The following is a 21047-nucleotide window of genomic DNA, read 5'->3' on the forward strand; positions in this document are numbered from 1 at the left end:
CTAAGGCTTATCATCCGACAACAATAATTTCGCACCTAATGCGATCAGCACGACGCCTGTGACACCTTCCATCCAATTCATCATAGCGCTGCTTTTAAACAGTTTTTTGGCTGAATTAATGGTAAACGCTAAGCTACATTGCCAAACCATCGCGATTAAAAAATGGATACTCGCCATAGTGAACGACTGTAAAATCGGTGAATGATTAAGATCGATAAATTGCGGTAAAAACGCGAGGTAAAAAATAGCTGTTTTAGGATTTAGTACATTAGACAGAAAACCTTCTCGCAGTGAACGCTTCGAACTCGATAAGCCACTATCTTCCGCAAGCATGGCGACTTTATTGCTGCCTTTATAGATAGCCCAAAGACTGCCTAGGCCTAACCAGATAAGGTATGCCGCGCCAACCCATTTAACTAATTGAAACAGGTCTGCCGATTGTAACAAAATAGCCGAAATGCCGAGCGCCGAGAACATCGCGTGCACAAACAAACCCGAGCAGATACCTAGACTGGTGACACACCCATCCACAAATCCTGAACGGCTACTATTACGGATCACCAACGCGGTATCAAGACCAGGTGTCAGAGTCAAAATGGTTATTGCGATCAAAAACGCTTCGAAATTTAAAATGTGCATCACTTTACTCGATTAGGCAAAATACATATATAGCAAGAAACTAAGGGCTGAGTAAAAGTATATTAGTGATTTCTTGGAAACACGTCACTTATTATCCAAATTCAGGAAAGGTAGCTAATCTTATTAATAAGCTAAGCTAAACAATGGATAAAGCGAGTAAAAATAAATAATCAATGCTGACGAGATAGGTATAATCACAATATTCCTTTAACCTCCTATACCTCATTTTATTAGCAACACGATCACTTACACATTTTAAGGACAAAACGATGGACGAGACCGGATTACAAGAAGACTTGCAACAAGAATTACAACAGCTACAGAATATATACACCATGATCACTGAGTTTATGGTGCAATACAGTTTCCAAATTCTGGGTGCTCTAGTCATCTTCATCATTGGTTTGTGGTTGGCCGGTAAAATGCAGCGTTTTATTGCAGCCCTATGTATCAAGCATGATGTTGACGTTACCCTAAGTGGGTTTATTTCCAATGTTGTGCGCCTGCTCGTCATTATGATGGTAGCGGTGATTGCCTTAGGTAAACTCGGGATCAGTGTGGCACCGTTTATCGCAGCTGTGGGTGCTCTGGCGTTAGGTGCAGGTTTAGCCTTGCAAGGTATGCTGTCTAACTATGCCGCTGGCGTGACCATTATTCTTACCCGCCCGTTTGTGGTCGGTGATACGGTCAAGATCCAAGGTGTGATAGGCGTGGTTAAAGTCATTTCACTGGCCATGACAATCCTCACCAACGAAGACGGTGACGAGATCAGTATTCCGAACAAACATATCGTTGGTGAAGTACTGCATAACTCTTTCGAATACATGTTAGTGGAATCAACTATCGGCATTAGTTACGACGATAATCCAGAACAGGCAGTGAAAATTTTGGCTGTTGCGCTGGCAAATATCGATGAGATTGCGACAGAACCAGCAGCGCAAATTGGTATTGAAGCCTTTGGTGATAGCTCGATCAATTTGGGTGTACGTTTTTGGGTACCAACGAAGAATTATTATGAAGTGAAATACACAGCGAACTTAAAGATGTTTCAGGCATTGAAACAAGATGGCATCACCATTCCCTTCCCACAACGTGAAGTACGGTTATTGTCAGACGCCGTTTAAGCATAAGGCGAAGAATCATGGTTTACCCCTGCTTATACGGGGTAAACTAAATAATAAAGAAACTTTCATATAGGCATTAAAACATTGAAAAATAAACGTTCTTTCTGTGGAAGTAAAATAAAAAGTTTTCTAGTATCAATACTGAATTGAATAAATAATTTAGTTCAAAATAAAAGAACTCTTACACAGATAGGATGGACTCATGCAAAAACGGAATTTAAAAAAACATAAATTAGCCATGACACTATTGGCGTTGATTGCATCGCCAATGGCGATTTCAGCGCCAGATTCAAATTTAACAGTGGTGTCTGGAAAAGAAACCGCAACAGCCAGTAGTTATGCCTGGATATATACTGACAGCTATCGCCCATATCCAGAAATGGCTGAGTTTGCATTCGACAATATCGCTCACGAAAATTCAAATTCTCATGAATTGAATACCTATTGGCGTCCAAGCCAACAATCTAATGAATGGTTAATGCAGACACTTGCGAAACCAGAGATAGTGACAACATATTCCATTCAAGGGGAAAGTAATAAAATGTACCCTGAGAATTGGCAGTTACAGGGGAGTCAAGATGGACAATCGTGGATAACGCTTGATGAACAACAAGATATGGAGTTTGCTTCTCGGGAGATTAAAACGTTTAATATTCCTGAAGATAGCCAATCCGATTACAGCTATTACCGTTTCTACTTTCCTAATAACGTCAAACCGATTGCCATCACTGAAGTTAAGCTGATGTCTCAAGGTGATGATGTCGAATTGCCTAAACCTGAAGATAGTCGGATCATGATTAATAAAAATGATGATTTTATTAATGTTCAATTAAGCACTGACGAATATCATACTTGGAATAGCCAGAGTATTAATCGCACCGACCATGCCAAAAAACTCACGAAAGAAATACTCTCTCAGTTCAACGATGACTTTGATTTTATCATGTACGTGATGGATAACGAAAAACCACCGCAAGGTATGCCGTTTGGTGAGTTTTCTTTTGTGAAAAATGACATCAAAGGGTTAGGTTTAAATCAGTTCGACAGTAGTGAAGACTTTGGCGCAAAAGGCAAACTTCAAGGTATATTCACACTTTATGGCTCAATGAATCAACAAAGTGTATTGAAGGCGCTACACCTTGATGCGTCTTTACATGAGATGTTTCATCGTTGGGGTAACTGGATCATTGTGTAGTGGTCAAGTAAAACTGTACACCTAGATAGGCGTTTAAATTAAGCTGCAGCTTCCATAATCACTGGCGACAAATAGTTATTATAACTATGGCCTCGTTTTGTATTGTAATGCTGCAGTATATATTTGAGCGTATCTCGCTCAGCTTCAGCAAAGGTGTTATAGCATTCCTTTGGCATCCACTCTGTTTTAAAACTTCTAAAAAATCGTTCCATTGGGGCGTTGTCCCAACAATTTCCGCGTCGACTCATACTTTGCGTTATTTGGTATTTCCACAACGCTTGTCTGAATTGAAGGCTCGTGTAATGACAACCTTGGTCTGAATGAAACATCACATTTTTTGGTCGGCCTCGGCTTTCGTAAGCCATACGTAGCGCCGCACAAGTTAAATCTGTGTTTGGGCTATCTGAGCATGCCCAACCCACAATTTTACGTGCAAATAAATCCATGACTACAGCTAGGTACATCCATTTATTTCCAGCCCAAACATAGGTCACATCGCCACACCAAACTTGATTGACTGTTTCAACATCAAACTGCCTATTTAGTCGGTTCGGTGCGATTTTCGATACATCCTCAGATATCTTATACTTATGTTTATTCGGCTGTTTACTGACAATGCCGACTTCTTCCATCAATCTTGCTGCTTTGTATCTACCGACACTTTCCCCTGCTTGATTAAGTTGGCCTGAGATGGTTCTCGCGCCAGCTGAACCTCGACTACGGCTGTGTATAGCAATGACTTTTTGACGTAATACAGCTCGTTCCGGCTTTGTTACACCGCGGTATTTAAGTCGATAATGGAAGCTACTGCGAGGTATTTCAAATAACACACATAGCTTCTTTATTGAATGATTATCTCTTGATAACGCGGCTATCAAATCTATCGTTTGATGCTGTCCTGCATTAAAAGAGCGGAAGCTTTTTTTAATATGTCTTTCTCCCATTCAATTTGCTTAATTTTGGCTTCAAGCTCTTGAATACGTATTTGGTCTGGCGTCATAGCCTTTGCAGTCGGTGTTATCCCGCCATGTTCTTGCTTAAGTTGAGCTACCCATCGTCTCATTGCCGTGTATCCAACACCGACGGCATCACAGGCTTCTTGTATCGAGTAGCCTTTATCCAGGACTAAGTTTGCAGCATCATGCTTGAATGCTACTGAATATGTTGTTCGCGCTTTTGTCATTGTGTACACCGTTTTTATGTTGAGGGTATTCTATCCCATTTAGGTGTACAGATTCATTAAACCACTTCATTGATCAATCTTATTATTCTCACTGGGACAACGTCAAGGGAGCGTTAACCAACGCGAGTGAATTCGCACCTATCGAGCTCTATCTTATGGGGTTAATTAGTGATCCAGGAGGTCAAGATAAAGGTGTTTGGGATATAGAAAGTGAAACAGTTTATAACGCGTGGGCAAGTAACCCTAAATTTGAGGCCATCGCGCCATCATCAGGGACGACGCAAACCTCATATAGAGCCTTGGTGGTTTTGTTAACCGAAAAAGACAAACCACTTAATGACCTAATGAGGGAAAAACTAAGCACCAATATTGCTAACTTTGCCAGAACCGATGGTAAACACAAAGTTTACAATGGTGGCGACCTTTCAAGTCGAAATTTTTGGCATGCCACAGGCGGTAGAGCGAGCATCAACCTTGTAGATATAAAAGATGCTAAATTAGACAAGAAAGAGTAACACACAAGAGCAATAAGCATGGACCGTAAACACGAACCGTAAAAAGCTCTATTCACTTTCATCCCCTCGGATTACGTTTGTCTACACATTTAGACAAACGTAAGCGAAAGATAAGTAGCAACGCCAAAACTAGCTTTGTAATATCATTAGTGGCATAGCAAGCAATTCATCCCCCATACCAGCAAAGTACCAAATCACACCAATCAACGCGCCGACTGTCGTTACATACCAGATAGCAGAAAACAGCTGTCCGTATTTATCCAACGGCAATAGATGGCTCTGATGACGGCTACGCCATTCAAATATGATCTCGACACTACCAATTAATAACATGAAACCAAGTAACGCCAGTCCTAAGCTATAACTGATAAATATCCCCGCTACTGCACCAGCGATACAAGCCACCAACCCAACGATACTGCTCATCGAAAAGCTAATACTTTTAAGGATGTGACCACCATCGAGCGGTAGAATCGGTAACAAGTTAAACAAATTCAGCAAGGCGTTAAAGCTAGCCAGTCCAGCAAAAAATATCTCCCCTGTTGCCCAGTAAGCGATAAGTGATAACAGCGACATCAGCAAACCAAAGGTCGGTCCCATAATCGAGATCACGACATCTTGCCAGCGCGTATTAATCTTGTCATCGCCTAATGCTAAACCACCCATAAACGGGATCAGGTAAATGCCTTTGGTCTTCATGCCAAAATATTTCATCGCTTTAACATGGCCGTATTCATGGAACACGAGACAAGCGATTAAGGCCAGTGCGAATTCCCATGAAAATAACCATGAATAAGCCGCTAGACTCGCGCCCGCTAATACAACCTTGATAACCTTGGCACTTTTTAATAATTTAAGCGCCAACGAGCCCAAGCCAATTAAGCTAAATTTTTTCTTTACGGCAACCGGATGTTGCGGGGTTTGTCGTTCAATATCTTTGGTGTCGCGCTGACCTTCGTTAATAAGTTGTTCGTTCACATACAGCGCATAATCGATTTTGAAGGGTTGCCAGAGCAGAACTGTGGTGAGCTTGACGATAATGTTAGCAGGCGGTTGCGAGTCTAGAGCCTCATTGCTATGTTGCATGAGTTCAAATTCGTGCGTTTTACTGCCCTCGTTATCACTAGAGGCGTTGATGACTGAAACGAGTTTGTCGCCCCAAAATACTTGTTGCCAGCCCGCTAACGAGCCTTCTAGCCGTAGCGATTTGCCAAGGCAGTCAATGTTTAATAATTCCAAGTTAAGCCTTTGTATTTATGCGGCTGTAAAGCCGAGTAAATAGAATTTAAGTTACTGCCGTGACAGTATGTTTGTCGATGGCCGAGTATAACAAAAACCCACTTAGATCCCAATGCAGCTTGGTCGTAATAGCACGATTAACAATGGCTATAAATTACGCTATTAATAACACCAAGCCGCACTGTATTACTTATCTTGTATCACTTATCTTGAATTTCTTGGCTAATTTCCGTTAATACCTGCTTGAATGTATCTGCAGTTTGGCCACCAGCAATAGAATACTGATTATTAATAATAAACGTCGGCACTGAACTAATGCCCCTGTCCATACTCAGCTTTTGCTCTGCGCGTACTTGTGCTACATAGTCATCAGAATCGAGGATGCCTTTAGCAGCTGTAACATCAAGACCAACTGAATCAACGATCTTGATAAGCGTTGCATCATCACTCAAAGAGACATTGTCAGTAAAGTGCGCACTAAACAAAGCCATTTGTAATGCATGTTGCTTGCCCTGCTCGTTAGCCCACGCTAATAGTCGGTGTAAATCAAAGCTGTTGATCATGCGTATATTTGGGGCAAAGTTAAAATCAAAACCAACATCTTTACCGCGTTGACTGATCATCTCTCTGTTCTGCACACTTTGCAGCTCGCTAATGCCGTACTTCTCAACCAAGTGTTCTTGCATGTCTTGACCTGCACTCGGCATCTGCGGATTCAGTTCAAACGGTAGCCAGTTGATTGTCGCTTCAATACCCGGCGCAAGTTGTGCCAGCGCCGATTCTAAGCCTTTGTATCCAACGATGCACCAAGGGCACATCACATCTGACACAATATCTATTTGTACTTTACTCATGTTAAATTGACTCATGTTAAATTTAATCCCGTTTAAGAAAGCAAAAAGTAAGTGACGATTAACCACTTACTTCATAAAGCAGTCACTACATTGGTAATTAAAGTTTTACAATTAACTTACCTTTGTTTTCACCGGTAAAGAATAAGTTTAAGCCACCAATAGATGATTCTAAGCCTGCTAATACATGCGATCTGTGTTTGATTTTACCCGCCATGACATAAGGCGTAAGTTTTTCAAGTAATGCAGGTACTTCATGGAAATGATCCGGCATAGTGAAACCTTGAATAGTCAGACGACGTTTAATTACGTTTAACCAGCTTGGACCCGGTGTTGGTATTTCGTTAGCGTAATCAGCAATTAAACCACATACCATCACACGGCCATGTGGATTCATACGATCAATAATTAAACTCTGGATCGCACCACCGGTATTTTCAAAATACATATCAATACCATCAGCGGCATGCTCTGCCAGTTGTGCGTCTAAATCGTCACTCTTGTAGTTGATTGCTGCGTCAAAACCTAATTCGTTAACAATCCAATCGGCCTTTTCTTCACTGCCAACAACACCAATTACTTTCAGGCCATCTGCTTTTGCTAACTGGCCAACAATAGAGCCAACTGAACCAGCTGCGCCTGTGACAATAATGGTTTCACCTTTTTTAGGTTTACCCACATTAAATAGACCTTGAGTCGCGGTTAATCCAGGTAAAGCAAACACAGATAATATCGCTTCATCAGGTAATGGCGCTGTTACTTTATTCAGACCTTGCCCGTTGCTTAGGAAGTATTCCTGCCAACCCATCATGCCCATCATGCGATCGCCCACGTTAAAATCGGGGTGGTTACTTTCGACAATTTCACCGATGCCAGAACTACGCATTACATCACCTAAGCCTACTGGTGGAATGTAGCTGTTGGTATCAGGGCTCATCCAGCCAAACATAGCAGGATCTAGTGACATATGGCTTTGCTTCACTAAAAACTCGCCCTCGCCCACAGTCGGCATTGGCTTTTGCACTACTTCAAATAGATCTGCATTGATTGGACCGCCAGTTGGACGTTTAATAAGATTGATCGCTGTATATGTTGTCATGTGCTTGCTTCCTGTGAATGATAATGTCTAAAAGGTTAAGAATACTGTCTGAAAGATGAGTCGCATTGTCTGAAAGATAATTAACTATGAGCCATTATTGTCTTAATTTAAGGTAAGATATAGATACTAATTAGCGAATGTTTATTGTTATAAAGACAATAATGGCAATGAGAGTAAATGATGGACCAATTAAGAGCATTAAAGTATTTTGTAAAAGTGGTAGAACATGGCAGTTTTAGTAAAGCCGCTGAGTTATTTTCTGTTCCGCCTTCATCGCTGTCGCGCAGGGTCGCAGACCTAGAGAAAAGCCTCGGTGCTACGCTATTAAAACGTACCACCAGAGCGGTGAGCTTGACTGAAATCGGTCAAATCTATTATCAGCAAGTCAGTGAAGTACTGTCTTTACTAGCACACAGTGATGAGACAGTAAGAAACTATCAATCAACACCAATGGGCGTACTGAATATCAGCTCGATGGTGGGGTTTGGCGAACGCATATTATTACCGCTGTTAGACGAATTCAGAGAGTTATACCCGCAGATCACTTTGAATATAAGCCTGAGTGATGACTTATCGACATTAGGGCGTGATGAAGTAGATCTGGCTATTCGTGGTGGTTATGCACCCGATGAACGCGTATTGGCTATCAAGTTGATGGATAACAATTTCATCGCCGTCGCCGCACCCAGTTATTTAGCAACCTATGGTGTACCCGTTAATGCCATGGATTTAAAGCAACACAAAGGCTTGTATTTTAAAGCCCCAAACGGCCCTACCCCTTGGATCTGTGAAATCGATACTCAGTGGCAAGATGTTTCTGCAGAGCCGGTACTCATCAGTAACAATGGTAAATGGCTAGTAGAGAAAGCCGTCGAGGGATTAGGTATTTTGCTGATGCCTCGCTGGGCATTAAAACCGTATATTGAATCGGGTGAACTGACTGAGCTTACGATCATGCCAAGCATTAAGATCACGCAGCAGGCTAATTTAGGCGTGTTTTTGTTGTATCAGAAACAGCGCTATCAAGTGCCTAAGATAAAGGCTGCGGTTGATTTTTTGGTTGAGAGAGTGCAAGGGGTTTATTAGGGGGCTAAATTGGGCATTAATGTTTCAGCTAAGTAAGCCTGAAACATTTATTTTATTAAATCTTGGTTTATTTACCTATCTCATTAAACCCATATACATCAAAACCTCTTATTGTTGCGGGTCTTGCGCTACAGCGTTTTACCCAAGACATAACATGTGTAAATGATTCAAGCTCAAGCTGTTCCGATGCTTTATAAAACATATCCAGCCACATTACCCACGGGAAAATAGCGATATCAGCGATACTGTATTCATCAGCAACAATGTAAGTACGGTCTTGCAGTCTTTCATCTAAAATAGTTAACAGACGTTTGGTTTCAGTCTCAAACCTTGCTTCAGGATAAGGATGGTCACAATTGGCTTTACCGTAAGTATGGAAATGACCAAACGCGCCAAACATTGGCCCGACAGCACTTGCCTGAAAGAAAAGCCACTGCATCACTTCGCACCTTGCTGTTGGGTTCTGTGGTATGAGCTTTCCTGATTTCTCAGCAAGGTAAATTAAAATGGCACCCGACTCCATGATCGGAATAGCTTGCCCACACGGCCCATCAGTATCAATGATTGCAGGGATCTTACCGTTAGGGTTTATCTTGAGAAAGTCCTCACTAAACTGCTCACCTTTTAAAATATCAACAGAGTGAGCATCATAACTCATGCCCATTTCTTCCAGCGCAATTGAAATTTTAATACCATTAGGCGAACCCAACGAATAAAGTTGTATATTTGACATCTTAACCTTCCCTTTCAACTTAATTATTTCTTAGTCTATTGCCAGTGATCGCTTCACTAGATAAGTTGCAGCATTGTATATAACACCAATATTTCTTAGAATACCCATTCAATGTGAATCAGTATTGCGTTTGGCGCAAAGGTCTTGGTATGTTAGGTTTAATCCGTGTATTTATACAAACAGTCGACTCTGGCAGTTTTACTAAAGCTGGCGCAGTACTTAGCATGGCACCGTCTTCCATTGCCCGTAACATTGATAATTTAGAAAGTGAACTTGGCGTGACACTGTTCAAACGTAGCACACGTCAGTTGTTACTGACTGCGGATGGACAGCAGTTTTTAGAAGGCGCTATAAAGCTTTTAGCTGAAGCTGACGGACTAATGGCATCAATGCACCAGATGAACGTAGAGCCAGAAGGTGTGCTCAGGATCTCTGTATTTGAAAGCTTTGGCAGACAGTTTATATCCCCGCTCCTACCTGAATTTTTACAGCGTTATCCAAAAGTTAAAATTGAAATCAATTTAGACAACCAACTTATTGATTTAAATAGTGAGAATGTAGACATAGGCATACGTATTGGCATACCTGCTGATTCTGGTTTACATGCTAGAAAGCTATTGCAGAATCACACTCAAGTCTGCGCTTCACCCGACTACCTCGCTAAAAATGGCACACCCAACAAACCTGAAGACCTTATCGATCACAATTGCCTTCTTCTCGATACCGACAGGCAAAGAACTTACTGGTATTTTAAGAAGAATAAACAGAATTTAAAAATCCCAGTGCGAGGTAATTTAAGCTCTAAAGGGGGAACACCTTTACTTGAGGCTGCTGTATACGGTGGTGGTATTGTGCAAATGTCTAGCTGGATGATGACGAGCCTCATCAAGGACGGTAAGGTTGTTGTATGCTTACCTGATTGGCAGCCCTCTTTACAAGAAGGTTCAAGTGGCGACATTTATGCGGTTTACCATGGTAGTAAGTATCCTAGGCCTGCGCTACGTGCCTTTATCGATTTCTTAGTTGATAAAATACAAGCCGAAAGAATGTAGTGCACCAATGATTTAAGTATCTTGTTGGCAAGCGCTTGCAAGATTTGCTTAATAACAAATACAGAACTATAACTAAGGAAGAGTGAAAATATACGAAGGGTGTTCGATAAGAAATTGATTTGATATTAATTAAATATTGATTTGGAAAAGCAGAACGCCAGAAACGCGAAAAGCACAACACTTTTGAAGGATACCCTACAAGCCTCACTCCGGCACTTGAGTTCTCTGCTGCGGTTGCTTCCTTCCGGACCTGGCCGAGTTCACAGAGTATCAATGCGGAGGGACCCATAAGGCACCCATCAAATGTGTTGTGCTTGACAACGAGTGAATTATTAACTATTCACCGATTCTTTGCAACCGTTTATAGCAGTTTTATTCACTATAAACATCGTTTGCACACTATCCAACCAAGTCGATCAATTACAACGCAATTAAATAGCTTGCCTACTTAAGTACTGTGAAGTAAACATAGTCGCTGGTACTGGTTTACCATACAGATAGCCCTGACCAAAATCACAACCTTCATCAACAATAAACTCATGTTGAGCAGACGTTTCTACACCTTCAGCCACGACGAGAAGATTGAGTTTCTTCGCCATTGCGATAATCGCGCGTGCTAATTCTTTATCTTGCTCACATTCCATTGAATTCATAATGAAGCTGCGATCTATCTTTAAGGTGTCGAACGAATACTTCTGCAAATAACTTAACGACGAATAACCCGTACCAAAATCATCTAACGAGATACTCACACCCAGCCTTTGTAAACCAGCAAGAGACTTAGTCACCTTCTTCTCGTCTTGCAGCAATACACCTTCGGTGATCTCAAGCTCTAACGCAGTACCAGGTAACTGATAATACGCTAACAGTTGCGCCACCCGAGACACTAAATTGTCGTCACGCAGCTGCACAGGTGAAATATTCACGGCAATACAGAAATCATCACCAAAACTATGACGCCACTGCGCCGCTTGTTTCATTGCCGTACGTAGCACGAAATTACCTAATGCTAAGATTTGGCCATTCTGCTCGGCTAGATTAATAAAGCGATCAGGTGCGACAGCCCCTAATATTGGATTACGCCAGCGAATCAATGCCTCTGCACCTAATACCCGCTGCGTTTTAACACATATCATCGGCTGGTAATGTACTGACATTTCTTGTTTATCGAGCGCTTCGGCTAAATGCGATTCTAAATAATGACGCTCGCCAATAACAGCGCTCAGTTCATCAGTAAAAAAATTATAATGACAGCCAGTGTCTTTGTTCGCCGTCATTGCTGCTTCCGCTTTTTCAACCAAGGAGATCCCTCGGTCTGCTGCAGAATCGGCTAAGGCAATACCGAAACACAACTGCGTCGTGATAGTAAAGTCTCCTATCGTCAAGACTGATTCAAAAGCATGGGTTAAACGTGCAATTAAATCGATGACTTGCTCGACAACATTTTCATCACGCACTACAATGGCAAATGCATCACCCCAACAACGAGCGACTAAATACTCCGTCGTTAATTGCTGGTGAATACGTTGACTGACTTCCAGTAATACTTTATCCCCTATCGCATAACCATAACTGTTGTTAATAGATTTGAAATTGCGAATGCCAAGGTAAATGACTGCCAGCTCATTATCATCATCCACACTTTCCAGCATGTCATCCATCTGATTAACTAATGAAAGCTGATTTGCAATACCGGTAAGTGCGTCGTATTCTTGCTGATAAACAAGGGTTGATTCTAACGCTGAACGGCTATCTTGTTCGTGTAATAATGCTTGATTAGACAAGCTCAATGCCATTGATTTTTTAGACAGTAGCGCCTGTAATTTACGATTGGCGTGGAGCAATTCAGCTTTTTCGTAAAGAATAGTCAGATCAGCAATCATCGACTGCTGAAAACGCGTAATCAATAATTTGCACTGGGGCGTAAATTCACGGGCTTGAGCATCTAAAACACAGAGTGTGCCAAAGGCTTGATCATTTGGCCAAGTCAGAGGTAAACCGTAATACGCCATGATGTCAGCGTTAATATTTTCGTCTAAAGCCCAAGAAAAATCGAGCGCTGCGTCCTCGATAACGAGTTCAGTGCAGTTATAAATAACCTGGGCACAATAACAACTCAATTGCTTTGATTCTGACAATAACGGAGAGACCGCATTGGCAGCGTCGTTCGACGAAAATATTCGCACATCATTATGGTGAACGCGCATAATTAATGCTGCTGGTAAATTCATAATGCCAGCGATCAACTCTACAGTTTGTTGCCAACCACGGAACATAGATTCCGGGATCTCAATAACCTGAGTATTAATATTAAGCATATTACGTCTCTGTTAATTACACCGCACTACATGACACCCTGCTAAATTACGTCGTACTCAATTAAATAGTAACGTGATGTCGATGTCGCTATTCATCTGATGAATAAGGAAGATTCTGTATACTACAAGAAAACAAAGCCAACACCAAGTTAGATTTATAACAAGCAATAACAATTATCATTTAACTCAACTATTTGGACAAACTTGCGAACCATATTTGAACAGATGCCCGATTTAATTTGATACCGCTCACATTTATATTATTTGGCAAAGTATAATAATTAAGCGGCCACATAAATTTTGCCAGCTTATATTGTAAATAGTTATTCATTTCACACACAGATATATGCGACATCGCATCAATAACAGCAATAGGACGGTGACCAAACTCGGCATCTTCACGGGGAAATACCAACGCCTGATTAATTAACGGGTGCGACAGTAAAATACGCTCAATGTGTTCCGGGTGAATGTTTTCACCGCCAGAAATAAACATGTTGTCACTGCGCCCAAGAATGAATAATTCACTCCATGATTTATCAACTGATGTATCAACTAATGCCTCCGCACATTTTATCTCACCAAGATCGCCAGTAACCAACCAGCCATTATCATCAGTCATACTGCGTAATGTGCCACGATAGTAATAACCCATGCCCAAACTTGCACCACGCACCTTAATACTTTGACCGTCTATTTCTAACGCTCGATGAGCTAATAACAGACCAACACCCGCACTGTTATCTGCAGGTTTAGCGGTAACAGTAGAGGCCATTTCTGTCATGCCGTATCCAGACCAACAATCAATACCCAGTGATTTGGCTTTATCCGTTAACACCACAGGAATAACAGCGCCGCCTAATAAAATCCGTTTTAGGCGAATCGCGTGTTGATCTGTGCTTATATCGCGTTCATGAAGATAGCGCTTTAATTGCGTAGGCACTAAGGACGCATGCGTGACTGTTGATAACTGCTCTATGACATTGGATGTCGCTGGCAACGTCAATTGTCCACCAGCAAATAACCAGCGCCAGACAATAGCCAACCCTGAAACATGAAACAAGGGTAAGGATAATAACCAGTTATCTTGCGCGGTATAAGCAAAGGATTGCAATAACCCAGCGGCTGAGTACAAGTGGTTCTCGGCATTATGTGCCACGGCCTTGGCTTTACCGCTTGAACCTGAGGTAAAGACGATACTAGCGAGTCGCTTCGCTTGCCATTCAACACCTGACTGCGTACAAACGATTACTGTAAAAGGTTCTGCTATTAAAGACTTTTCATTGTAAGTAAAGACTAACTGCTGAGCACCTTCATGCGGTAAATCAGCGAATATATTAAGATCTGCTTCAGATAACCAAATGAACTTCGCTGCCAAGGTTTCTAATTTATCGTTTAACTGCTCACCACTTTGCTTGGGATCAAGTATCACGCAGCAAGCCCCAAGTCGTAAGCTCGCTAAATACAGCCACAGCACCGTTAAGTTGTTAGCGCTCACTGCGACTATTAAATCGCTTTCACGTACTCCTTGTTCGGTTAACTGCTTAGCATATGCGTTAACACGATCATTAACCTGCAACCAGGTAAACTGCTGCTCACCATAGGCCAAAGCGATGTGCTCAGGACGACGGTCAGTCCAATGTAGCCAAGGCCAGTCACTAAAGTTAACGTTATGGTTAGTGGCCATGTTATTACTCATCGTGTCGTTATTCATAAATAGTCACAGGTAGCTCTGAGAGTGGGAGTAAAGGTAAGCTGCAATTTGGCCAAGGTTGGAGCAACTGTTGTTTAAACACATGGACGGTATCTAAACCAGGGGGTATTTCAGGAGTCAGTGTGTGTGCCATATGTGCTAATTGCACTAACCCAAAGCTCGATTCCAAACTTGAACTGATCACCGCGATTAACCCCTGTTGATGGGCATGGGCAATTAACTTAGCGCAATAATCCACCGTGCCCGTTAGCATAGGTTTTATAATGACTGCTTTAACGATTGCATTAGCTGAACGGCTTACCGAAGAAATAAGGTCAATACCGGCATCACGTAAGCTTTCATCCCACGCAATCGCAATCCCGGTTTGTTCGGAGAAACGTAAACAGTCGCTTGGGGTATGACAAGGCTCTTCAATAAAATCGATGCGTTGACGATACTCAGCCGAGATCTGTTTAGCAAACGCTAACGCGACTGGCAATGACCAACGTCGGTTAGCATCTAAGCGTAAATGTAAATGGGGATAAGTCTGTAGTAAGTACTGTGCAACTTTACTGTCGTTAAGCGCACTTTCGTAAATCGTACTATCGTAAATAACCCCTTCGCCTGTCGCTACTGTGGCAATTTTTAACTTACATAACCGGCTCTGCAACAACTGCTTATGCTTAGCGGTGATTATTCCAATATCAGCAGCCAATAATAACGCACTGCTAGCGTCATTATCATGACTGCTGCGATGAATAGTTTGCGGTGATCCATCTTCTAACTCCAACAGCGCCATACTAAAACCAAATGCTACCGAGGGGTAACACTCGTCTAGATCTACGATGCCATCATCTAACCAGATTTTAATCACATTTTCTAGTTGTTGTTTTGCCTGTGCTGCGGTTTCGGTGCTAAACCCGGGTAAAGGAGCTATTTCTCCACGCCCTCGCTGCATGATTTCAGTTTCGCGACTCAGCTCAAGCAACCAACCTTCGCGTACCGTGACAGACTGGCCACGCAATATCATGGCGCAGTCTAATGGTAGCCGATAGTGATATAGCTTAGCCTTACGTGCCATGAATGCTGCTCCATCTACTGATTAAGCGTACTTATAAAAAGTGCCGATTAAGGATTACGCGGGAACTTATCAAAATCAGGACGACGTTTTTCATTAAAGGCATTACGGCCTTCTTGCCCTTCTTCTGTCATGTAAAACATCATCGTCGCGTTGCCGGCTAATTCTTGTAAGCCAGCTTGACCATCACAATCCGCATTTAATGCCGCTTTTAAACAGCGTAACGACATCGGGCTATGCTGTAATACTTCACGACACCAACGTACTGTTTCACGTTCTAAATCAGCCAGTGGCACAACCGTATTCACTAAGCCCATATCTTCCGCTTCTTTAGCATCATAAAAACGACACAAAAACCAAATTTCACGGGCTTTCTTTTGCCCGACAATACGCGCCATGTATGATGCGCCCCAACCGCCGTCGAACGACCCCACTTTAGGACCCGTTTGACCAAACTGTGCGTTGTCAGCTGCAATGGTTAAATCACACATCATGTGTAATACATGGCCGCCACCAACAGCATAACCCGCAACGGCTGCGATAACAGGTTTTGGACAGGTACGGATCTGACGTTGGAAGTCCAATACGTTTAAGTGATGCATACCTTCATCATCTTTATAGCCGCCGTAATCACCACGAATACTTTGGTCACCACCAGAGCAGAACGCATGTTCGCCGAGGCCCGTTAAGATAATAACGCCTATTTTTGAGTCATAACGCGCATCAGCTAACGCTTGCATCATTTCGTTGACCGTTTGTGGACGGAACGCATTGCGTACTTGTGGACGGGCGATGGTAATTTTTGCAATACCGTCTAATGATTTATGAAAATGAATATCTTGGTATTCACCTGTGCAATCTTGCCATTCAACGTGTGCGTAAAGTTCTTCTTCGGTAATACCAACTGTTCTGCTCATAATAATTCCTGATATTTTTATATAATTAGTTAATCTTAAGCGGCACTTAGCTGTGACTGCTTCTTTATCAATTGCTCACTGGTCAAGCCGTGCTTGTCTAAGCTATAACGATCCAAACCATCACCAACTAGCCCCCGAACCAATTCGGAAAATATAACTGGCTGGTCTGCATGGACGTTATGACCTGCATCAGCGACAACATGATGATCCAATTGACTCGCTTGCGTTAACAGCACAAATTTAGGGTCTAATTCACCGCATACCATCGATACTGGAAATGCCGCGTTTTGTAATTGCGGTAACAAATATCCCTGTTTCGACAATGATGTTGCAGCCAGCATTTTGCTTATCTGCTTACCGCCATTAAAGCCATTGTGGTCAGCTTGAATGTCACTGCGCGTGGCAATCAGCGCGGTTCTTTGTTTAGTCGTTAATGAAGCAAATACCCCTTGCTGATACCAATCGGGTAATACCTGCGTCAATGGTGATTCACTGAAACGTGTCGCCCACGCTAAATCATGTAAGCCACGCTGTAATTGTTCGGCGCTATTGGTTAACCCCGGATTACCGCTTTCTAATAACATGCCTACAATTTTGTACGGCCAATTAGCGGCGCGATCGCTAGCAATGCTCATAGCAATACGCGCTCCTAACGAATAACCAACCAAAACGACATGCTCGAATTCATACTGCGTTAAAGTCGCAATAATGAGCTGTTGCACATGCTGAAAGTCATTAACTGTCACGGCTTGGCTACCCGCATGCCCCGGTAAATCAATACAGATACATTGATAATCCGAGGACAAATGCGTGACGATTTGCTGCCAGTCTTGGGCTGAACCTAATAAGCCATGTAAAAACACTAACGTGGGTTTAATAGCATCACCCGTAGCGAGGTTGCAGGCCGATTCAATCGATTCTGAATAGAGCGGTAATTGCGTTTGTGTTTTGAACATCATGCTAGATAAATTTCGCATCTTTCACCTCGCTGAAAAATTGCTTCAGTTGCTTAGCTGCCGCCCCTGCTGGTGTCACTATCTCGACTAATAAAGTACGCATATCACCGGTCACGTCGGCCATCGGGTATAAACGATGATGAATCACAGACAGGGCGTCTGCTAAGCTGTTAGGTTGGACATAATCTAAATCAAACATCGCAGCAGCATGGTTAAAGTTAAAGCCATGCGGCATACGATATAACTGTTCTTTTTGCTGTGCTGATACAGCTAACATATCAAAGATCGCCCCGCCGTCATTATTCAACACTACTATCACGCTTGGGTGTGTTGGCTTAGAGAATAGCGCCAGTGAATTCAAATCATAGAGTAAAGAAGTATCCCCTAGCAGACAAAGCATGCCTTGTTGCTGACCTTGTTGCACACCTGCAGCCGTTGCTAACAAACCATCGATACCCGAAGCGCCACGGTTACTAAACACCGGCACATTGGGTAATGCAGTAAACATATCTAATAACCTGACAATGAGGCTATTACCGATAAATAGACTCGTCGATTTGTTCGCCTGGGTTGTTGATAAACACGTGTCTAACGTCGCAGCGAAACTAATCTCGGTTAACGCATCGATATGATTAACTTCTATTAACTGTCGCACTGTTACACTTGCAACGGTGAGCACTCTCGCCCACTCATAACCATTAACATCACTGTGTCGTACACCAAGGTCGGTAATCATATTGCTAAGCGTACTGTTATTTGTCGATAACGCGGCATTCAGTTGACCACTTGCAAACTGTGTCAGCCAGTGTGGTATTGAACTGACAAATTGCTTACAACGCTGATGATAAGGGTCTAATTGCCCAGCTTGTGGTGCAATCAACCAATAATCTTGCCAGTCATGTTGCTCTATAAATTGACCTAAGCGTTTCGATACCAAACGTGCGCCAAATTGCACTAAGATCTCAGCTTCAGCTAACTTATTCCAGCAGGCTTGATTCTGTAACCACACATCATAATGCGACCAAGCACTGCATCCGCCCGATTGCGGATCAACCAACACAGGCCATCCCATCACGTCTGCCCATTGTTTAATCGCTTGCATGTCAGCAGTATTCATCGCGCCAATCACCACTAAACCTTTACGATTAATGACTGGCATAGTTACAGGTACAGTTACTGGTATAGCTAGGTCGGCGTCAGCTTTATCCGACATCAGTGCAACAGACGGGCTTGCCGTTAAATAATTAATACCGGCAGAATATATAGATAAGTAACTTTGTTGTTGCGCTTGCCAATTGTTTACTCCAGCAAGGTAATCACTAAAATCAGCGTCGCCACCATAAATAGGTTCTGGATAAGGACAGTTGATGTGTACCACGCCACCAGCTTGTTGCTGCACTGCCAAGCTTTGATCTATGTTACTGAGCAGCCACTGTGGGGTAATACTCAAACTTGGGCTCGGTAATAACAATTCATGACAAACGTGGCTAGAGAATAAACCCGCTTGTTGAATGGCTTGATTGGCGCCACAATTGACTTGTTCTAACGGACGGTCGGCGGTTAATAACACCAACTTTTCTTTGGTTAATCCACTCTCAACTACAGCTGGTAATAAGTTCGCTACGGCAGTGCCTGATGTGACAATTACAGCGACAGGCGCTTGTACTGATTTTGCTAAGCCGAGAGCAAAGAAACCCAATCCACGTTCATCAAAGTGACTGTGTAAGGTTAAACCCTGATGCTCTGCTGCCGCTAATACCAAGGGCGTTGATCGCGACCCCGGTGCCACGCACACGTGGCGTACACCCAAGCGGCTGAGTTCTTCTAAAATTAAGCCCGCCCATAACCGATTCAAGGGAGCCTGTACCTCAGCCAAGGACGTCTTTGGCAACGGCATATCTACAGACGTTTGATTGCTCATCATGCGCGTTGTTGCTCCGGAGTAAATTGATTGGCTAGCACATGCTTATTATTTTTATTTGGATACATACGATCATCACGATAGCCATGCGAATCAGGTTCGAGCAAGGTTAATAACGTCGCTGTTTTACGCTCTAACTCTTGCCATTCACTTTGTGGATCTGAACCTGGCACAATACCGGCACCAGCAAAGAGCTGTAATTCATGTCCTAATACTCTAGCACTGCGGATCGCGACACAAAATTCACTTTGTTGTTGGCCGATATAACCCAATGCGCCACTGTACCAACCACGATCGAACGGTTCGTTATCGGCAATAAAGTCTAAGGCAGGTCGACGTGGTAACCCAGCAATGGCAGCGGTTGGTTGCAGACTCGTCAGCAATTCTGCGTCATCAATACCCGCGACTAATTGCCCGTCAATTTTGTGTTTAAGGTGCTGTACTTTACGTAATTGGATTAACTCTGGACGTCTTTCAACTTGCAGAGTGCGGCAACGCGACTGCAAACGCGATAATAAATCATCTATCACTAAACGGTTTTCGTAACGATTTTTTTCATCATTCAATAACCAATTGGCTAACGCCCTATCTTCTGTGTCATCTAAACTACGTGCTGCTGTACCAGCAAGCGCTTCAGTATGCAAGTTATCAAAATCACGACTAAACAAGCGTTCAGGCGTTGACCCCACAAAATAATCATCAGCGTAAATGGCAAAAATAAAATGGAAACACTGCTGATTAACCTGACGGCTTTGCTGTAAAAACTGCGTTGCAGATAAAGGGCGGTTTAACGTTAATACCGTTTTTCTTGCTAATACTACTTTGGCAAAGTATTGGTCATCGATTGCGGTTAACGCTTTCGTCACCAAATGCGACCATTGCTTGAATTCAGGATAATGATGACGAGATTCAATCTTATAAGACTGTGGTAGTGGTGTTGGCGCGGGGGCAATTAAACTCGCTAAACTTGCTAGTAACTGCGCTTTATCATAACCCAAGTCTAACATTGCTTGTTTGGCGACAGGTAAATTGACCGATAATTGCCAATGGTCTTGCTGACGGGTTAGTTCTATTTGCGGTAAGAAATAGTAATTACGGTGAATCGTATCTTTACTGCTCGATTTTTGACGAGATTGTTGACGAGAAAAGGACTGCCCGCCCCACATGCGCTGTGGCTGGGTAAATAATGTTTTTGCAAGGCTAACATCATGACAATGACAGCACTGCCCTAGCGCGACAACTTCTTCATCACCGTCTCGGGATTGCCAATAGAATTGTGGGAATAAAACTTGAGCACCAAGCCATTCGATAAGCTCAGTTGAATTTAAGGGCTGTAAATTAACAGAGATCCGAGTTTGCTCAGGTTGAGCTTGGATAACCTGTTGCTGTAATGATGTGATCGCGGCCGTTAGATTTAACAAATTGCCCCCTTAATAAACGACTACTTA

General features: G+C 42.7%; 18 protein-coding genes and 1 other RNA gene. 5 read left to right on the forward strand and 14 right to left on the reverse strand.

All coding sequences use genetic code 11. The annotated features are described in order from the left end of the window. Nucleotides 1-639 (reverse strand): LysE family translocator, encoded by a 639-nt coding sequence (locus FR932_RS09680; RefSeq protein WP_019443193.1) that lies wholly within the window; start codon nt 637-639, stop codon nt 1-3. A gap of 269 nt (nt 640-908) precedes the next feature. Here FR932_RS09680 and FR932_RS09685 point away from each other — a divergent pair, with 269 nt between their 5' ends. Both FR932_RS09685 and FR932_RS09690 read left to right on the forward strand, forming a co-directional pair. Next, nucleotides 909-1763: a mechanosensitive ion channel family protein gene (locus tag FR932_RS09685; protein ID WP_019443192.1), complete on the forward strand. Its 855-nt coding sequence runs from the start codon at nt 909-911 to the stop codon at nt 1761-1763. Between the two features lie 202 nt (nt 1764-1965). After that, nucleotides 1966-2958, forward strand: coding sequence for a discoidin domain-containing protein (locus tag FR932_RS09690; RefSeq protein ID WP_019443191.1), 993 nt, complete (start codon nt 1966-1968; stop codon nt 2956-2958). 38 nt (nt 2959-2996) lie between these two features. Here the strand turns inward: FR932_RS09690 and FR932_RS09695 are convergent. Further along, a protein-coding gene (locus FR932_RS09695; protein ID WP_085983345.1) for an IS3 family transposase occupies nt 2997-4141 on the reverse strand; the annotation gives its coding sequence in 2 pieces (ribosomal slippage) (nt 2997-3877 and nt 3877-4141; 1146 coding nt in all). Between the two features lie 155 nt (nt 4142-4296). Between FR932_RS09695 and FR932_RS09700 the strand changes: the two genes are divergently transcribed. Then, on the forward strand, nt 4297-4656 hold the full coding sequence (locus tag FR932_RS09700; RefSeq protein WP_019628996.1) for a hypothetical protein: 360 nt from the start codon (nt 4297-4299) through the stop codon (nt 4654-4656). 129 nt (nt 4657-4785) lie between these two features. On the opposite strand, the gene FR932_RS09705 is transcribed toward FR932_RS09700, so the two are convergent. The 3 genes from FR932_RS09705 to FR932_RS09715 form a co-directional block, all read right to left on the reverse strand. Next, nucleotides 4786-5895 (reverse strand): site-2 protease family protein, encoded by a 1110-nt coding sequence (locus FR932_RS09705; RefSeq protein WP_019443154.1) that lies wholly within the window; start codon nt 5893-5895, stop codon nt 4786-4788. Between the two features lie 200 nt (nt 5896-6095). Beyond that, the gene (locus FR932_RS09710; RefSeq protein WP_026032270.1) at nt 6096-6749 is read right to left on the reverse strand and encodes a DsbA family oxidoreductase; all 654 of its coding nucleotides are present in this window, start codon (nt 6747-6749) and stop codon (nt 6096-6098) included. A gap of 97 nt (nt 6750-6846) precedes the next feature. Continuing rightward, the gene (locus FR932_RS09715; RefSeq protein ID WP_019443156.1) at nt 6847-7845 is read right to left on the reverse strand and encodes an NADP-dependent oxidoreductase; all 999 of its coding nucleotides are present in this window, start codon (nt 7843-7845) and stop codon (nt 6847-6849) included. Nucleotides 7846-8025: 180 nt separating this feature from the next. Between FR932_RS09715 and FR932_RS09720 the strand changes: the two genes are divergently transcribed. Further along, complete coding sequence (locus FR932_RS09720) at nt 8026-8931, forward strand: LysR family transcriptional regulator (protein WP_019443157.1); 906 nt, start codon at nt 8026-8028, stop codon at nt 8929-8931. Between the two features lie 67 nt (nt 8932-8998). Here the strand turns inward: FR932_RS09720 and FR932_RS09725 are convergent, their stop codons facing one another. Then, on the reverse strand, nt 8999-9664 hold the full coding sequence (locus FR932_RS09725; protein ID WP_019443158.1) for a glutathione binding-like protein: 666 nt from the start codon (nt 9662-9664) through the stop codon (nt 8999-9001). Nucleotides 9665-9813: 149 nt separating this feature from the next. Between FR932_RS09725 and FR932_RS09730 the strand changes: the two genes are divergently transcribed. Beyond that, nucleotides 9814-10716, forward strand: coding sequence for a LysR family transcriptional regulator (locus FR932_RS09730; protein ID WP_019443159.1), 903 nt, complete (start codon nt 9814-9816; stop codon nt 10714-10716). A gap of 193 nt (nt 10717-10909) precedes the next feature. Here the strand turns inward: FR932_RS09730 and ffs are convergent. The 8 genes from ffs to FR932_RS09770 all read right to left on the reverse strand — a co-directional run bounded on the left by ffs (nt 10910) and on the right by FR932_RS09770 (nt 21020). Next, an RNA gene (gene ffs, locus FR932_RS09735) (signal recognition particle sRNA small type) lies at nt 10910-11006 on the reverse strand. A gap of 141 nt (nt 11007-11147) precedes the next feature. After that, nucleotides 11148-13034, reverse strand: coding sequence for a GGDEF and EAL domain-containing protein (locus tag FR932_RS09740; RefSeq protein WP_019443160.1), 1887 nt, complete (start codon nt 13032-13034; stop codon nt 11148-11150). Between the two features lie 190 nt (nt 13035-13224). Further along, nucleotides 13225-14748 (reverse strand): o-succinylbenzoate--CoA ligase, encoded by a 1524-nt coding sequence (gene menE, locus FR932_RS09745; RefSeq protein WP_019443161.1) that lies wholly within the window; start codon nt 14746-14748, stop codon nt 13225-13227. Continuing rightward, nucleotides 14741-15808 (reverse strand): o-succinylbenzoate synthase, encoded by a 1068-nt coding sequence (gene menC, locus FR932_RS09750; protein WP_019443162.1) that lies wholly within the window; start codon nt 15806-15808, stop codon nt 14741-14743. The genes menE and menC overlap by 8 nt, the downstream gene beginning before the upstream one ends. A gap of 47 nt (nt 15809-15855) precedes the next feature. After that, entirely contained in the window at nt 15856-16722 is an 867-nt protein-coding gene (menB, locus tag FR932_RS09755; protein WP_019443163.1) for a 1,4-dihydroxy-2-naphthoyl-CoA synthase, read from the reverse strand. A 35-nt stretch (nt 16723-16757) separates the two neighbouring features. Further along, nucleotides 16758-17699, reverse strand: coding sequence for a 2-succinyl-6-hydroxy-2,4-cyclohexadiene-1-carboxylate synthase (gene menH / locus FR932_RS09760; RefSeq protein ID WP_019443164.1), 942 nt, complete (start codon nt 17697-17699; stop codon nt 16758-16760). Further along, entirely contained in the window at nt 17683-19602 is a 1920-nt protein-coding gene (gene menD, locus FR932_RS09765; protein ID WP_019443165.1) for a 2-succinyl-5-enolpyruvyl-6-hydroxy-3-cyclohexene-1-carboxylic-acid synthase, read from the reverse strand. Before menD ends, menH begins: the two co-directional genes overlap by 17 nt. Further along, complete coding sequence (locus FR932_RS09770; RefSeq protein ID WP_019443166.1) at nt 19599-21020, reverse strand: isochorismate synthase; 1422 nt, start codon at nt 21018-21020, stop codon at nt 19599-19601. Before FR932_RS09770 ends, menD begins: the two co-directional genes overlap by 4 nt. Nucleotides 21021-21047: the final 27 nt, after the last annotated feature.

The sequence above is a fragment of the Moritella marina ATCC 15381 genome (genome assembly GCF_008931805.1).
Taxonomy (GTDB): Bacteria; Pseudomonadota; Gammaproteobacteria; order Enterobacterales; family Moritellaceae; genus Moritella; species Moritella marina.

Bases quoted from the DNA above. Each gene is read 5' to 3' on its own strand.
- FR932_RS09680 (WP_019443193.1), bottom strand. From the start codon at position 639: ATGCACATTTTAAATTTCGAAGCGTTTTTGATCGCAATAACCATTTTG.
- FR932_RS09685 (WP_019443192.1), top strand. From the start codon at position 909: ATGGACGAGACCGGATTACAAGAAGACTTGCAACAAGAATTACAACAG.
- FR932_RS09690 (WP_019443191.1), top strand. From the start codon at position 1,966: ATGCAAAAACGGAATTTAAAAAAACATAAATTAGCCATGACACTATTG.
- FR932_RS09700 (WP_019628996.1), top strand. From the start codon at position 4,297: ATGGGGTTAATTAGTGATCCAGGAGGTCAAGATAAAGGTGTTTGGGAT.
- FR932_RS09710 (WP_026032270.1), bottom strand. From the start codon at position 6,749: ATGAGTAAAGTACAAATAGATATTGTGTCAGATGTGATGTGCCCTTGG.
- FR932_RS09715 (WP_019443156.1), bottom strand. From the start codon at position 7,845: ATGACAACATATACAGCGATCAATCTTATTAAACGTCCAACTGGCGGT.
- FR932_RS09720 (WP_019443157.1), top strand. From the start codon at position 8,026: ATGGACCAATTAAGAGCATTAAAGTATTTTGTAAAAGTGGTAGAACAT.
- FR932_RS09725 (WP_019443158.1), bottom strand. From the start codon at position 9,664: ATGTCAAATATACAACTTTATTCGTTGGGTTCGCCTAATGGTATTAAA.
- FR932_RS09730 (WP_019443159.1), top strand. From the start codon at position 9,814: ATGTTAGGTTTAATCCGTGTATTTATACAAACAGTCGACTCTGGCAGT.
- FR932_RS09740 (WP_019443160.1), bottom strand. From the start codon at position 13,034: ATGCTTAATATTAATACTCAGGTTATTGAGATCCCGGAATCTATGTTC.
- menE (WP_019443161.1), bottom strand. From the start codon at position 14,748: ATGAATAACGACACGATGAGTAATAACATGGCCACTAACCATAACGTT.
- menC (WP_019443162.1), bottom strand. From the start codon at position 15,808: ATGGCACGTAAGGCTAAGCTATATCACTATCGGCTACCATTAGACTGC.
- menB (WP_019443163.1), bottom strand. From the start codon at position 16,722: ATGAGCAGAACAGTTGGTATTACCGAAGAAGAACTTTACGCACACGTT.
- menH (WP_019443164.1), bottom strand. From the start codon at position 17,699: ATGCGAAATTTATCTAGCATGATGTTCAAAACACAAACGCAATTACCG.
- menD (WP_019443165.1), bottom strand. From the start codon at position 19,602: ATGATGAGCAATCAAACGTCTGTAGATATGCCGTTGCCAAAGACGTCC.